This window comes from Bacillus sp. HMSC036E02, assembly GCF_001836235.1.
Classification (GTDB): Bacteria; Bacillota; Bacilli; order Bacillales; family Bacillaceae_G; genus Bacillus_A; species Bacillus_A cereus.
In genome coordinates this window covers 94,779-108,737 of sequence record NZ_KV827806.1, presented here as the reverse complement: position 1 = coordinate 108,737, position 13,959 = coordinate 94,779, and the positions used below count along the sequence as shown (strand labels likewise).

The following is a 13,959-nucleotide window of genomic DNA, read 5'->3' as shown; positions in this document are numbered from 1 at the left end:
CCGACACTTTGATTAAGTATGGGCAGAGTGACTAAAATTAATCGCTTATTAATTTCGAATAAATATTTAAATCGATAAGCTTTCCAGCTGATTTTTCGCTTTTTCTCAGAGTACCTTCAAAAGTAAAGTTTAATTTTTCTAATACTTTTATGGAATTTACATTTGCTGGTTCAACTTTTACAAAAATTGAATCAGGTTAGAAATTATATGGTTGTAATGGGAATTGAGGGATATGAATAAAAAAATTGTATCCCGCATTAACGGGCAGTAAGACCCCCACTGATTAAAGTTTCACTTTATTAGGGATTTGCCTTAAACATTTATTACAGTCAAGAATATTTATAATAATATGAACTAAAAAAGGTCCAATTTTTGTAATGTTGGAGGGGATTATTGTGGACATAACTCAAAGCGTGGCAAGAATAGTGGTTAATGGGAAAGACCTTTCTTTCACTTCAGTTCAAACCTCTGCATGGAATCATGGACCTGTAAATGATTTAATCATTACGACGAATCAGAGGGTGAATGAGCTTTTTCAATTCATGTGGTCACAAGTACCGGTTACGATGTCGATATATTTTCTTCAAGGGGCGGATTTACTTAGGTTCGTTAGGGTTGCTGGAATCGATGAGCGTGTAACAGGAGAATATGTATATCATTTCATTTGGTAATAAGAAGAATTCAAAGTAGTCTAGCAGCTACTGTTTTATTTTGTCATTTGAATATAAGCGAGCGGACTAGCTTATAGTACCTACTGAAATAAAGAATCATAATATAATTTGTAATAAATTATACGGAAGTGAGTTGAAGATCATGTTTTATTCATATTTTAATTCTGAAGCTGGCATGCGACCAGCGTATGGTACGTCTATAACATATAGTGGAGCACAAAGTACAGTCCAAGCTATTCAACAAGCATTGCAAATGCAACAACAAATGCAAATGCAGCAGCAAGGAGTACAACCATATTACTCATCCGTAGAGTATTTTTACCCAGTACATCATGTTACACCGTACGGAAGTTCTTTTCTTACTATTCCATATGGAACTATATACAACTTATAACTAGTAAGGAATGAAGTGGTGTATATAAATAAGGGTGCAGATTAATAGCGCCCTTATGAATAATAAAAATAGCTAGTCCAAACCGTATAAATCAATCTTACATAATATGTAGTAATAAGTTTGAAAGGGGAATTAGTATGTCTTGTTATTACTACTGTAAGTATTGTCAGGAGTATAAAGATAAGCATCATGATTGTTGTAAGAACACTAGTAAGTGTCATGATAACAAGGACAATCTTGTTAGAGCATCGGCATTTAGAGCTAGAAATACTGTGAATCAAAATGTTCCTGCTAATACTTTTGTGAAAGTGTTATTTCAAAATGAACAATTTGATTTAGCGAATGAGTATAATCCAGCAACATCTATTTTTATGCCGAAGACTAAAGGTGTATATTCTGTTATTGGAACAATTGGTTTCTTTCCAAACGATCCAACTTTAAATTATAGAGCGCGTGTAGAAATTCGTGTGAATGGAAACGCAGCGATAGCTATAGATAATGACTTTTTTGGTCCAATAAGTTTTGGAAATGTCGTAAGTGTTTCGACGATTGTTCAATTGAATGCAGGGGATGAAGTTGAGATTTATGCACAAAGTAGTATAGATGGGGTTTTAAGTCCTTTAGAAGATGGGGCACATTTTGAAGCGGCAAGATTTCCTTCTCCAACTAAATAAAACTGATCATTAAATGTTTTTTAGTAGGTTTAGTTAATCCCCTTACCAAATGGTGGGGGATTATTATTGTTTTTCTAGGATATATATAAGTAAATAGGTAAAGTGTAGTTTAATTTGTAGGGGCTTCAACCTTCTTCAGATAATGAACAAAATAATATGCAAATAAGTAACATGCTTGTGAAAACTCATTGTTAGTAAGTTTACTAGTTTTCTTATTGAACAGAAAGACGGAATACATAAAAGATCGTATCATTACGTTTTTTCTTTACTATATAGAAATTACATATTGAACACAGCTTTGTATAGGTAATGCTAATACACTGAAAAGAATAACATAAAGGCGATTACACTATATAAAAACAAAATCAATCCTAAGATGAGTAGTATTGGATGCAACTTGAACATATTTGACCTCCTTGAGTATATAAAGAATTTTAATATATTGTTGGTCAATTTAGAAGGGGGACGGTTATAAAAAAAAAGAGCATACATAATAAGTACGCTCCAAAGAAAGATAGGTTTTATGAGTGGATAATCTCCATACGATAATATATGTTCTTTTAATAAAAACGTGTAAAAAATCAATGAATTATCAATGGAATATCATAAAATGAGTAATTTTAGTCTAGGAATGCAGTTATTTTCTTTCTCAGTTATTTTAGGTAACAAAGTTGTGAAAATCGTGCATTATGCGGACTAACAACGGGATAACGATCGTACTTCAGTTACATATTTCTGAAAGTCTGGATATTGCGTGATAGTTTGACATTTAGGGGTGCATAGTTGATTAATTATAGACACATTTGTAATTACTTCGTTACAAGGACCGAAAAATGTAACTTTTAGTTTTGAATTTGGTGGAATTTTAAACACGATAGGTTTTTTTTCCATGAAATCAGCTCCTAATATTGAGTATTATAATTTAAAGGATATAGAGTCGTATTAGTATAATATGAAATTTCAGTGGATTTGCTTATAATAAAGAATTTCATAGTAGTAAAAGTGCTTAAAGATGTAAAGGGAAAATTGAGAATGTGAAATAAGATGTTTAATTAATATAACTGATGCATTTTTTAGTTTTTTACATATTATGCTAGTAAGAATTGTATAAGGAGGTAGTGTAAAATATTGGAAGAAAATGTACAAGTTCAGCTTTCGCCACCTTGGATCACATATTTTAATGAATTAAAAAATTCAACATTTGACTTAATAATATATAGAAAATGAGTAGTGATTTTTATTAACTGAAAGGGAATTGATACTGGAAGTTTTAAGTTAATAATATAAGAGGATTTTTTCTAATATCTATAAAAATGTTCAATACCTAAATTGATAGGATGAGACTACATAACAAATAGTAAGGTATATTTCGAATATGAGAATATTTTTTGTGACATACATGTTAAAGCTAATAAAAATATTTCTGAAAGAGAATATATTTTGAAAAACGGTAAAGATTCTTTTTATTTATATTATAGATAGCTAGTTTTAGAGAGAGGAGGCTTACAATAAAACAAGCTATGAATAAGACATTCAAAAGGAGCTGGAATGTATGGGGTATATTGTAGATATTTCAAAATGGAATGGAACTATCAATTGGGATATTGCAGCATCTCAGCTAGATTTAGTGATTGCTAGAGTTCAAGATGGCTCTAATACGGTGGATTTTATGTATCAAAATTATGTTAGTGAAATGAAAAAGCATAGTATCCCATTTGGTAATTATGCTTTTTGCCGTTTTATATCTATTGCTGATGCAAAGAAAGAGGCACAAGATTTTTGGAATCGTGGTGATCAATCTGCTAAGTTTTGGGTAGCGGACGTAGAAGTTCAAACGATGGTAGATATGCAAGGCGGGACACAGGCATTTATTGATGAATTACGCCGTTTAGGTGCGGAAAAAGTAGGATTATATGTAGGGCATCACACGTATCTATCATTTGGAGCACGTAATATTGAAGCTGATTTCGTATGGATCCCTCGTTATGGAGGGAATAAGCCAGCATATCCATGCGATATGTGGCAATATACGGATTCAGGGAATGTTCCTGGGATTGGGAAATGTGATCTGAATCGATTAGTAGGAAATAAGTCACTTTCTTGGTTTATAAATTCGAACAAAGCAAATCAATCTAACATAGTGTATACACAGCAACCGAATGGCATTGGTATTGCAGTTTCGAAATATCCTGATGGATATGGAATAAATTTATATGAAAACCCCATGAATCCTCAATTTACAGGTACACTCACTCAAAAAATTCCATATTTAATCTTAGCAGGTTATTGGGGAGGCGGTGAGCAAGATATGATTTGTTTAGGGAACGATAAGCAGTGGGTATATTTAAAACATTTTAATGTGAAATGGTTTTATGCAACTTCAAAATATCCTGTCGGTTACGGAGTAAATTATTATGAAGAGCCTGAATGTATGAATTATAAAGGAAACATAGATGGATCGACATCTTTTCGAGTGTGGGGTAGAGTGGGAAATGCGGTAGATATCGGACAGAATAGTTGGATACCTGAAAAACATGTAATTATTAAGCAACTATAGAAGCTATATTTTTTTGAGAATTATATAAAGAGCCTTCTTACTATGCATAGTAAGAAGGCTCTTTATATTTAAAAATGAAAATACATGATACATAGTCAACTCATATGAAATGAATTACATGTAGAAAACACACTGTTTTCACAATGACTGTGTATAGTTAATTTGCATAATGATAAAAGTGAGGTATTTGAATTGAAAAAGAAGAAAATATTTATTGGAACAATTATTTCATGCATGATGCTAGCATTATCTGCATGTGGTTCCTCAGACAACGTAGTAACATCAAAAGTAGGAAATGTTACAGAGAAAGAATTAAGTAAAGAATTACGACAACAATATGGAGAAAGTACTTTATATCAAATGATGTTAAGTAAGGCATTGCTAGATAAATATAAAGTTTCAGATGAGGAAGCAAAAAAGAAAGTAGAAGAAGCAAAAGACAAAATGGGTGAAAACTTTAAATCGACTTTAGAACAACTTGGGTTGAAAAATGAAGATGAATTAAAAGAAAAAATGAAGCCAGAAATTGCATTTGAGAAAGCAATTAAAGCAACAGTTACAGATAAAGATGTGAAAGATAACTATAAACCAGAAATGAAAGTAAGTCACATTTTAGTGAAAGATGAAAAAACGGCTAAAGAAATAAAGGAGAAAGTAAATAATGGTGAAGATTTTGCTGCCTTAGCAAAACAGTATTCAGAAGATACTGGTTCAAAGGAACAGGGCGGGGAAATATCTGGTTTTGCCCCTGGACAAACAGTGAAAGAATTTGAGGAAGCTGCGTATAAATTAGATGCAGGCCAAGTAAGTGAGCCGGTTAAAACAACTTACGGTTACCATATTATTAAAGTGACGGATAAAAAAGAATTGAAGCCATTTGATGAAGTAAAGGATAAAATTCGTAAAGATATAGAACAACAAAGACTACAAGATACGACAGGTAAATGGAAACAACAAGTAGTCAATGATTTATTGAAAGATGCTGATATTAAAGTGAATAATAAAGAATTTAAAGATACATTTAAATTTCTAGAAAAGAAATAATGACTGTAATCATAATTAGAAAAAGGGAACTCATATAGAGTTCCCTTTTTCTAATTAGTGTGTGAGTTATAAATAGATAGTAAGACAATACAATATTACATTTAAATATTAAGAATTACAATGGAAAATTATGGATTATAATTATTTCAACGAAAGTGGATATTCTACGGTTTTCATTATGCAAGTTTATTACATATATTTACTCTTTAATAATGGATATCGAACATAATTTAAAAAATAATACATATAATGTTTTTGAATAAATATTTAACATGGATAATTAGTAAAAAGCTGAGCATTCGATTGGAAAGGATGTTCTTTTTCATATGAAAATTTTAGGATAAAGAATGAATCGTTTTAAACGCGTCATTTACCACATCAATAAATTAAGGTGGTGGAGAATATATGAAAGTAATCTTTCAAGGAGAGGGCGGCGCGAAAATTTTTGAGTCATATGATGAAAATGTAAGTGATTTATTAGCTATATTAAAAGAAACGAAAGGGATTAAAATCGGGATGGTTGAGTATAAAGTGTTAAAGTACGAACTTAATTATTTTCGTCATCCGAAAAAAGCGGATACAGAGAGAGAGTTACATATAATAGTACAACCTAAGTATATGTAATAAAATATAATAATAAAAATCATTGATTCAGTTTTGTAAAGTTCCATAGAGTATGTAAGAAAAGAGAGTGTTGTAAATGCTCTCTTTTCTTATGCTTTGTGAGTTCGTTCATCATAGTATATGTTTTCAGTTATAGATGGTTAATAAACGATAAAAATTTAAAACTTTTTCGTTTAGGCAGGGATTTTATATTTAAGTAAATAAATATACTATGAAGTATTTTTTATACGAATACTGGAGGAGTATAAAATGAGTTTAGCAAGTTACATAGGCTGTAATGTAGAAATTCCGTTAACGGATCCGGATTCTAATAATCTAATTGTTTTTGGACCGTGTTTTTCAGATGAAAGTATGCTTGGAATTGTACAAGATTATCAATTCCAAACAAATTACACATATGAGGTTTCAACTAGTTGGGGAATTGAACTTGTCGAGTGGCAAAATGTAAAGGAAAAAAAGAAGCGAAAGAAAAACTTTTAACTTTATGGAAGGTTATTCTGAAGATAGAGACTATTTCGAATTATTTAGTTGTTGGGTTGGTGATGAAGATAAGGAACGAGTAGGGGAATTGAACTTAAAAATAAATCATTTTAATATAGATGAATTATGTATTCCAGAAAGAACATTAGTTAGGATAGAAAAATAAGCTTTGAAATATTTTTTAGAAAAAGGTGATTTCACTTTGGGTGAAGTCGCCTTTTAGTTGTTATATGCATGTTATATAAGAAATGAAAAGTTTATTTGATAAAGGAAAAAAGTATGGAGATAAATAAAATTATGTTTTTTGTTAAGAAATAATAAGTATGGCTCTTCTCAAAAGAACGTAAGTTCGTGTATAATAGGAACGAATGTTCTTTTAAGAAGTAACCTAATTATAGTTTAGAAGTAAATTCGAGTTTAGTAAGTATTAAAAATAACTAAGGGATAGTATGGCTAAATAAATGTATAAATGATCAAGGAGATAAAAAATGAACGATGTAAAGATACAAAAAGAAGAAAGAGAGTGGGTTCCGTTTACAGTAATGTCCGAACAACTTTTAAATATGAGAAAGATTATTGGAGAGAAATTAAAAGTACAAAAACCGCTTTTAACAAATGAAGCAAAAGAGAGAATTTCTGATAAATTATTAACGTCATTACTGTCTGAGAAAGAAATATTGGTAACATATTTTGAAGATGGTTACATACTAACAAGCTACATGACTGTTGTACATATCAATCCGGTAAAACAAATTGTAATTTGTACAGACGCTTTTTATAAAACTTACGTATTTAACGCTATGGATATTATTGAAATAACGTAAAAGAAGCTGAGTATTAAATGGCAGCTTCTTTTATTTCTGATTTATGAGACAAATAATACAAGAAAAAGCAGCTAGCTTCGTGCTAGCTGCTGAGCCCCAGGGAAAGGGAGAAAAAGATAGGGTACTCCAAAATCGACAAGAGCTGTCAAACAGCCTGATTATAGTATAGACAAATTAAAATTTTCTATACAGAAAGTTGAACATAAGATTAGGCTGTACCCACTTGGTTTTGATCTGCAAGGTCAGAATCAAATGTATTGGTCGCGCTAACACCGCTAAAAGTATTAACAACAAAACCAACGTTTGATGCGCCGGAACCATTATAAGCTTTCGTATTTTCTTTCGGAGATACGTTGTAGAAATCACCTAAGTTAAATGATCCATTGCTATTTTGTACAACTAAATTTCCTACAACTGATGGCATAATTTTCACCTGCTTTATAATAAGTTGTTAACATTACTATATGGAGTTATAGTTCAGATGGTTCATACAATAAAAATTGTGGAATAGTAAAACGTTTGGAGCGTGGATTTCAATAAAAGTGTGTTAAAATTAATATAATAAAGTTGAGTAATTTTTTTAAAAAATTTGTATAATTGATATATATGAAAATAAAGGAGGCAAAATGTAATGAAAGATATTATGAAAAAAGTTGATTTAACAGATGCCAAATCAAGTAATCTTGTTGCATTAATTTATAGTAATGAAGTTATATTAGTTGAAGACGCATTTTGTCCAAATGAAATAAAATTAAAGTTTAATGAAATTGCAATTTTATCTGCAATTAAAACAGCTCATATTGCGAAAGTGTCTATTAGGAAAGAACTTGAAGCGCTTTTTCATGACACGGGTGTTATATTAGTGAAACAAAATGTTGATTATGGTAGTAGCCAATCTATTACCATGCATTTTGAGCAATTTAAAAAATTGCAAGATGAGATTGAACATTTAAATAAAAGTATGTAATAAAGCAGCTAAATAAAGGTTCTATCATAAAGGTGGAATGTGTTGTGTTGAAAAAGTGGTTTAAAAATTATTTGGGTGAATCGCATTTTAAACATAAATATATTTTTATTAAGATGCAGGATAATGAGGATTTTAAAAAAAGGTATATTAGGTGTAGTTTATATTTACCAGTGTAAGAAATGTGGAAAAGAGAAGTTGAAATGTAAAAACAATAATGAAATAAATAATGAATTTTTAGATATATAGCAAAAAGTAACCATGATGGTTACTTTTTTTGCTTATGTATGCAATATCAAAACCATTACTAAAGTATGAGTTGAGTTGATACTATAGTAAATCGCTGAATAAAAATGAAGAGAGTAAGATATAGGGAAGGAGGATGAGAGAAATGAAGCGAAAAGAAATTAGTAAATCTGTAATTATTACAGGCGTGACACAAGGGTTAGGACGTGCGATGGTTGATCGATTTCATGAATTAGGGTGGAACATATATGGTTGTGGACGTTCAAAAAATAAAATTGAAGAACTAAAAAAACAGTACAGTAAAATACATGATTTCCAAGTAATTGATGTTTCAGATTCTCAGCAAGTTAACGATTGGGCAAATTATATACTTAATAGACATATGGCTCCCGATCTGATAATAAATAATGCATCGATTGTAAATCAAAATGCACAACTTTGGAAAATTACGGCTCAAGAATTCGAAAATGTAATGAATGTAAACGTGAATGGTGTAGTAAATGTAATAAGAGCGTTTGTTCCCGCAATGGTAGCTAGGAAAGAAGGAATTATCATTAATATGAGTTCTAGTTGGGGGAGAGAAGGTGAAGCTGAGCTTGCGCCATATTGTGCCTCGAAATTTGCAATTGAAGGTATCACTAAATCTATGGCCCTGGAATTACCCCATGGCATGGCTGTAGTTGCTTTAGATCCTGGAGGGAGTATTAGTACTCCAATGCTGAAGTCATGTGCGCCACAATATATAAATGAATCGCCTACACCTGAAACTTGGTCACATAAAGCGATTGAATATATATTGAATATAACAATAGATAAAAATGGAGATTCATTGACATGCCCAGCATGCGTATAAAAAGCACCTTTAAGGTGCTTTTTATATTAGTAGCACATTATATCATTCACAAAATTACATCTGAAAAATAAAATAAAAGATTAAGGGTGAGATTTGTTTGTTTTGAAAGCTTTAGAAAATATTTGAATAGGTGATAAAAATGAATCCAAGCAGTTTAAAAGTGACAGGGGCATGGTTTCAAGTAGGGGGGAATCTTACAGCTGCTATTGGAACGACAAGAGGATTTATTGGAGAAGAGAAAGTTGAATCGGAACTTGTTATTGTAGGAAGCTCATTACAAGCCCTCGGGTATATATTACAAATCATTGCGAGCAATTATGATGATGGGGAAGAAAAAAGAGAGAATCAAAGTAAATTACTTGATCAAATAGGAATTGAGTTATTAGCATTAGGAAATATATCGAATGTAATAGGAATATATTTTAATATAAATGAACAATTGAAAGAAAATGATTATCTTATCATTACAGGGAACAGTTTACAATCGGTTGGTGCTTTTTTAGGAGTAGAAGCAGCTTTGGTGGATATAAATGTATTACAGAAAATTATTATACTGGGTAACTCCATGCAAAGTTTAGGAGCTGGATTACAAGCGTATCAAGGTGTTTTAAATGTATTGAAAGATGAGAAAGAAAATAAAGATAGTCTTTTTGATAAGAAGGATGAGAGAATCATTGCACTCATTGGTATTTGGATACAAGCGATAGGAACGTTAATTTCCGCAATTGGAATAACTGCAATAGAGGAAGAAAATAGGCTAGAAAACAATGAAAAGTCTGAAATACTTATATAAATAGAAGGAGATACATTGATTTTAGAGGCAGGTTAAGATTAAAATGGTAGTAGGTTTTTTTGCGTATATTTTGAAAAGTGATATATAAAATACAAAATAAGGAGTTTTCAAGGGATGATGTATTTATTAGCAATTTTTCTTCCACCTGTTGCTGTATTATTTTGTGGAAAACCAATTCAGGCAATCATAAATTTCATATTAACATTAATATTTTGGGTTCCAGGAGTTATACACGCAATTCTTGTAGTGCATGATAAAAAAGCTGATCGGCGTTTGAAAAAACAAATTCAAGCATATGATGAAATTAATAAGAGAAATCGAAGATAATTCATCTGCCAAATGTTTTTAAAAGAAAGGAGGATTAACCTCCTTTCTTTTTTAGTGGGTGTTAAGTTTAAATTTTTGTGTGGCGGAAAGAATTTTTAATGTAAGTATTATGATAATAACTTTTAGATTGTGCATGTAATAGGCCAGTATAAATGCTTTCTGGTACATTAAAGAAATCATACATACCATGCTTTAATTGGATTCGCAAAATCATAGAAAAAGGATTATAACCAACAGCAACTATATTTTTTGAGGTAACCGGAGATAGCTTCATTATTATGCAACTCCTTATTTTTCATTTTTAATAATTCTTTGTAGGTAACGGTATTGTGGTGTTGAAATCTTTATAATTAAAGAGGTATTATACCTATATTCAATATATTTAATATTGGTTATACGTAATTATAAGTAAGTTCACACGAAGTTCATATCGATATGCTATTTTTATTTCACCTTTGATTTATTAATAAGAAAATATTGACCATTTGAAAAAAAGGTATATTATTTATACGAGGTAATAAAAATTCACTTCTTTCATTATTATGCTAAAAGGGGCAGCATTATTAGAAAATTAGAAGTGAAAATAGTATGTATAAGAGCCATTCTAAAATTTGTAATCTGTGAATTGGGAAAATATTGAATGCTCCAGGTCAGTACACTTTCTTGCCTAAACGTATTTACGAAAGTGACCTCAATATTTTAAATTAAATCAACGGGAGAATTGAAAGGCAGGAGAAAGTAACATGTCAGAAAATTATCGTTCTCGCGAGGAGCGACGACAAGTTAAAAAGAAAAAACAACCAGCTTCTAAAACACAAAAACCAAAAGGTAAAACATCATTTTTCCGCAAGTTTTTAATTACTTGTTTATTACTTGGTATTGTAGGTTTAGTGGCGGGGGTTGCTACCTTTTTCGTAATGATTAAGGACGCACCAAAACTGGAAAAAGCAAAACTTGTTAATCCGTTATCCTCAAAAATTTATGATAAAAACGGGGATTTGGTATATGAATATGGAAAAGAAAAAAGGACGAATGTTACGTATGATCAAATACCTAAATTAGTAGAAAATGCATTTTTAGCGACAGAAGATTCACGTTTTTATGAGCATAGCGGAGTAGACTTTAAAGGTACTGCCCGTGCTGTTTTAGTGAGTCTTAAAGGAGATTATGGCTCTCAAGGTGGAAGTACGATAACACAGCAAGTTATTAAAAACTACTTCTTATCAATGGACAAAACACCAAAGCGTAAGGCGCAAGAAATATATTTAGCTTATAAGCTAGAACAACAGTATTCAAAACATGAAATATTAGAGATGTACTTAAATAAAATTAACTTAGGTAATCGTTCATATGGTATCGCAACAGCAGCACAAAACTACTATGGTAAAGAATTGAAGGACTTAACATTACCAGAAGTTGCGATGCTTGCAGGTTTACCGAAAGCACCGAATAACTATGATCCAACGAAAAAAGAAAATGTTCAAAAAGCAACAGAAAGAAGAAATGTTGTTCTAAACTTAATGAATCGACATGGATATATAACAAAACAGGAAATGGAAGAAGCAATAAAAGTTGACGTAGAAAAGGGACTCAAGCCTGCAGCTCAACTACAAACAATGCCATACCCTGCATTTATGGATGCAGTTGTGAAAGAAGTAGAAAAAGAATTGCCAGATGCTAATATTGGTTCTGACGGTTTAGAAATTTATACAACGTTAGATCCGAAAGCACAGAAACTTGCTGATAATATTTTAAATAATAATATCATTGATTATCCAAACGATAAATTCCAAGGTGCATTCACATTTATGGATACGAAAACAGGAGAAGTTCGTGCTATAGGTAGTGGCCGTGGAGAAAATAAAGCTGTATTTAAAGGGCATAATATGGCAATTGAATTAGATCGTGCAGCTGGTTCAACGATGAAGCCAATTTTCGACTATGCTCCTGCAATTGAATATTTAAAATGGGCTACGTATCATCAAATCGATGACTCTCCATTTAAGTATTCAACGGGTCAAGAAGTTCGAAATGCAGATAGAAGTCATATGGGTCCAATTACAATGCGTGAAGCATTAAAAATGTCGCGTAATATTCCTGCAATTAAAACTGCAAAAGAAGTAGGGATTAGTAAATCGAAAGAATTCTCTGAGAAACTAGGTATTACATTTAATACAGCACCGACAGAATCGACAGCGATTGGTACAAATGAAGTATCGCCAACTGAAATAGCGGGTGCTTATGCGGCATTTGGTAATGAAGGTAAATATACGAAACCGCATTTTGTTAAGAAAGTCGTTTATCCAGACGGTAAGTCACAAAGTTTTGGACAAAAACCAAAACAAGTTATGACAGATTCTACCGCATACATGATTACTGATATGCTTCGTTCTGTAGTTACATCAGGTACTGGTACATCGGCAAATGTAGGCTCTTTAGATGTAGCTGGTAAAACGGGTACGACAAACTATTCATCAAAGCAATTAGCTCAATATAAAATTCCAGAAAGTGCAACTCGTGATAGTTGGTTCGCTGGATATACACCGCAATATACGATGGCAGTATGGACTGGGTATATGAAAGATGGTAAAGACGAGTATATTAGTAGTAAAAATACGAAAATTGCACAGTTGATCTTTAAAGAAATGATGAGCGAAATGGCTACAGATAAATCACGCTTTAAAATGCCAAGTAGTGTTATTCAAGAAGGTAGTGAGCTACGTATAAAAGGTGAAAAACGTGATTCATCGCCAAATACTAGCGTACCGGATACAACAGAGCAACCAAAACAAGATCAACAGCAAAAAACTGAAGAAGAGAAAAAGCAAGAAGAATTAAAGAAACAAGAAGAACTGAAAAAACAAGAAGAACAAAAAGAACAAAAGAAACAAGAGGAACTTAAGAAGCAAGAAGAACAAAAGAAACAAGAAGAACAAAATAATGGAAATGGCCAAGGAACGACACCTCCAGTAAATAATGGAGGAGGCCAAGGAAATACGACACCTCCAGTAAATAATGGAGGAGGCCAAGGAAATACGACACCTCCAGCAAATAATGGAGGAGGTCAAGGAACGACACCTCCAGCGAATAATAATGAAGGTCAAGGAACTCCAACCCCACCTGCAACAGTACAACCAAATAATGGTGGAAATGCAGGAGAGGTTCCTGCCAATAATGGACAATAAGAAAAATTTATAAAAATATTAAAAAGCACTTAAGATTTGTGGGAATTACAATCTTAAGTGCTTTTTTCATTTTGCTACAGAAAATGTAATGTTAAGGGCTGGATAGAAGAAAAAGAGTGAATTAACGTAAAGAGAGAAAAGTCTACTTGCAAATGATGGTATGTGTTGGTTATCCCGCAAAGGGACTAACTATGATGAATCATATAAAGTATTAAATAAGTAAAAATTATATTCAAATCTTTAATAAATGTCTTTCTTTAACGGTTACTTTAGTTTGGAAAACAATTAAAAAGTCGAATTTCTTATTTAAGGAATTCGACTTT

17 protein-coding genes and 2 pseudogenes are annotated in these 13,959 nt (G+C 31.6%); 15 read left to right on the top strand and 4 right to left on the bottom strand.

What is annotated here, in order from left to right; genetic code table 11:
* Positions 1-37: 37 nt before the first annotated feature.
* A pseudogene (locus HMPREF2590_RS28480) lies at positions 38-187 on the bottom strand (GNAT family N-acetyltransferase); the annotation flags it as partial.
* A gap of 208 nt (positions 188-395) precedes the next feature.
* Between HMPREF2590_RS28480 and HMPREF2590_RS02825 the strand changes: the two are divergent.
* The 3 genes from HMPREF2590_RS02825 to HMPREF2590_RS02815 all read left to right on the top strand — a co-directional run bounded on the left by HMPREF2590_RS02825 (position 396) and on the right by HMPREF2590_RS02815 (position 1,739).
* Positions 396-671: a hypothetical protein gene (locus tag HMPREF2590_RS02825; protein ID WP_000355689.1), complete on the top strand. Its 276-nt coding sequence runs from the start codon at positions 396-398 to the stop codon at positions 669-671.
* Between the two features lie 142 nt (positions 672-813).
* The gene (locus HMPREF2590_RS02820; protein WP_000500092.1) at positions 814-1,065 is read left to right on the top strand and encodes a DUF3947 family protein; all 252 of its coding nucleotides are present in this window, start codon (positions 814-816) and stop codon (positions 1,063-1,065) included.
* 137 nt (positions 1,066-1,202) lie between these two features.
* On the top strand, positions 1,203-1,739 hold the full coding sequence (locus HMPREF2590_RS02815; protein WP_002098484.1) for a C1q-like domain-containing protein: 537 nt from the start codon (positions 1,203-1,205) through the stop codon (positions 1,737-1,739).
* Positions 1,740-2,435: 696 nt separating this feature from the next.
* Here the strand turns inward: HMPREF2590_RS02815 and HMPREF2590_RS02810 are convergent.
* A complete protein-coding gene (locus HMPREF2590_RS02810) occupies positions 2,436-2,630 on the bottom strand; it encodes a hypothetical protein (RefSeq protein ID WP_000412559.1) in 195 nt (64 codons plus the stop codon).
* A gap of 661 nt (positions 2,631-3,291) precedes the next feature.
* Here HMPREF2590_RS02810 and HMPREF2590_RS02805 point away from each other — a divergent pair.
* From HMPREF2590_RS02805 to HMPREF2590_RS02785, 6 genes are all read left to right on the top strand, one after another.
* On the top strand, positions 3,292-4,296 hold the full coding sequence (locus HMPREF2590_RS02805; protein ID WP_000540659.1) for a glycoside hydrolase family 25 protein: 1,005 nt from the start codon (positions 3,292-3,294) through the stop codon (positions 4,294-4,296).
* 192 nt (positions 4,297-4,488) lie between these two features.
* Positions 4,489-5,340 carry a peptidylprolyl isomerase PrsA gene (locus tag HMPREF2590_RS02800; RefSeq protein WP_000727342.1) on the top strand — a complete coding sequence of 284 codons (852 nt, stop codon included), beginning with the start codon at positions 4,489-4,491 and terminating at the stop codon, positions 5,338-5,340.
* Positions 5,341-5,745: 405 nt separating this feature from the next.
* Positions 5,746-5,964: a hypothetical protein gene (locus tag HMPREF2590_RS02795; protein WP_000864279.1), complete on the top strand. Its 219-nt coding sequence runs from the start codon at positions 5,746-5,748 to the stop codon at positions 5,962-5,964.
* Positions 5,965-6,213: 249 nt separating this feature from the next.
* Positions 6,214-6,444: a KH domain-containing protein gene (locus tag HMPREF2590_RS02790; RefSeq protein ID WP_000050518.1), complete on the top strand. Its 231-nt coding sequence runs from the start codon at positions 6,214-6,216 to the stop codon at positions 6,442-6,444.
* A 4-nt stretch (positions 6,445-6,448) separates the two neighbouring features.
* The gene (locus HMPREF2590_RS30265; RefSeq protein WP_165851656.1) at positions 6,449-6,610 is read left to right on the top strand and encodes a hypothetical protein; all 162 of its coding nucleotides are present in this window, start codon (positions 6,449-6,451) and stop codon (positions 6,608-6,610) included.
* A 322-nt stretch (positions 6,611-6,932) separates the two neighbouring features.
* Positions 6,933-7,268, top strand: a complete 336-nt coding sequence (locus tag HMPREF2590_RS02785) for a YolD-like family protein (protein WP_001999741.1) — start codon at positions 6,933-6,935, stop codon at positions 7,266-7,268.
* 208 nt (positions 7,269-7,476) lie between these two features.
* On the opposite strand, the gene gerPF is transcribed toward HMPREF2590_RS02785, so the two are convergent.
* Positions 7,477-7,692, bottom strand: a complete 216-nt coding sequence (gene gerPF / locus HMPREF2590_RS02780) for a spore germination protein GerPF (protein WP_001141569.1) — start codon at positions 7,690-7,692, stop codon at positions 7,477-7,479.
* A 207-nt stretch (positions 7,693-7,899) separates the two neighbouring features.
* On the opposite strand from gerPF, the gene HMPREF2590_RS02775 reads away from it, so the two are divergent.
* The 5 genes and pseudogenes from HMPREF2590_RS02775 (at position 7,900) to HMPREF2590_RS02755 (ending at position 10,451) form a co-directional block, all read left to right on the top strand.
* Positions 7,900-8,235 (top strand): hypothetical protein, encoded by a 336-nt coding sequence (locus tag HMPREF2590_RS02775; RefSeq protein ID WP_000651907.1) that lies wholly within the window; start codon positions 7,900-7,902, stop codon positions 8,233-8,235.
* 44 nt (positions 8,236-8,279) lie between these two features.
* Positions 8,280-8,481, top strand: a pseudogene (locus HMPREF2590_RS31055) (hypothetical protein).
* Between the two features lie 142 nt (positions 8,482-8,623).
* Positions 8,624-9,331, top strand: coding sequence for an SDR family oxidoreductase (locus tag HMPREF2590_RS02765; protein ID WP_000823068.1), 708 nt, complete (start codon positions 8,624-8,626; stop codon positions 9,329-9,331).
* Between the two features lie 139 nt (positions 9,332-9,470).
* Entirely contained in the window at positions 9,471-10,124 is a 654-nt protein-coding gene (locus HMPREF2590_RS02760) for a DUF6944 family repetitive protein (RefSeq protein WP_001070044.1), read from the top strand.
* Between the two features lie 114 nt (positions 10,125-10,238).
* Positions 10,239-10,451 carry a YqaE/Pmp3 family membrane protein gene (locus tag HMPREF2590_RS02755; protein ID WP_000990219.1) on the top strand — a complete coding sequence of 71 codons (213 nt, stop codon included), beginning with the start codon at positions 10,239-10,241 and terminating at the stop codon, positions 10,449-10,451.
* A 67-nt stretch (positions 10,452-10,518) separates the two neighbouring features.
* Here the strand turns inward: HMPREF2590_RS02755 and HMPREF2590_RS02750 are convergent, their stop codons facing one another.
* Positions 10,519-10,725: a KTSC domain-containing protein gene (locus tag HMPREF2590_RS02750; RefSeq protein WP_000777843.1), complete on the bottom strand. Its 207-nt coding sequence runs from the start codon at positions 10,723-10,725 to the stop codon at positions 10,519-10,521.
* A 469-nt stretch (positions 10,726-11,194) separates the two neighbouring features.
* On the opposite strand from HMPREF2590_RS02750, the gene HMPREF2590_RS02745 reads away from it, so the two are divergent.
* Complete coding sequence (locus HMPREF2590_RS02745; protein WP_070861316.1) at positions 11,195-13,636, top strand: transglycosylase domain-containing protein; 2,442 nt, start codon at positions 11,195-11,197, stop codon at positions 13,634-13,636.
* Positions 13,637-13,959: the final 323 nt, after the last annotated feature.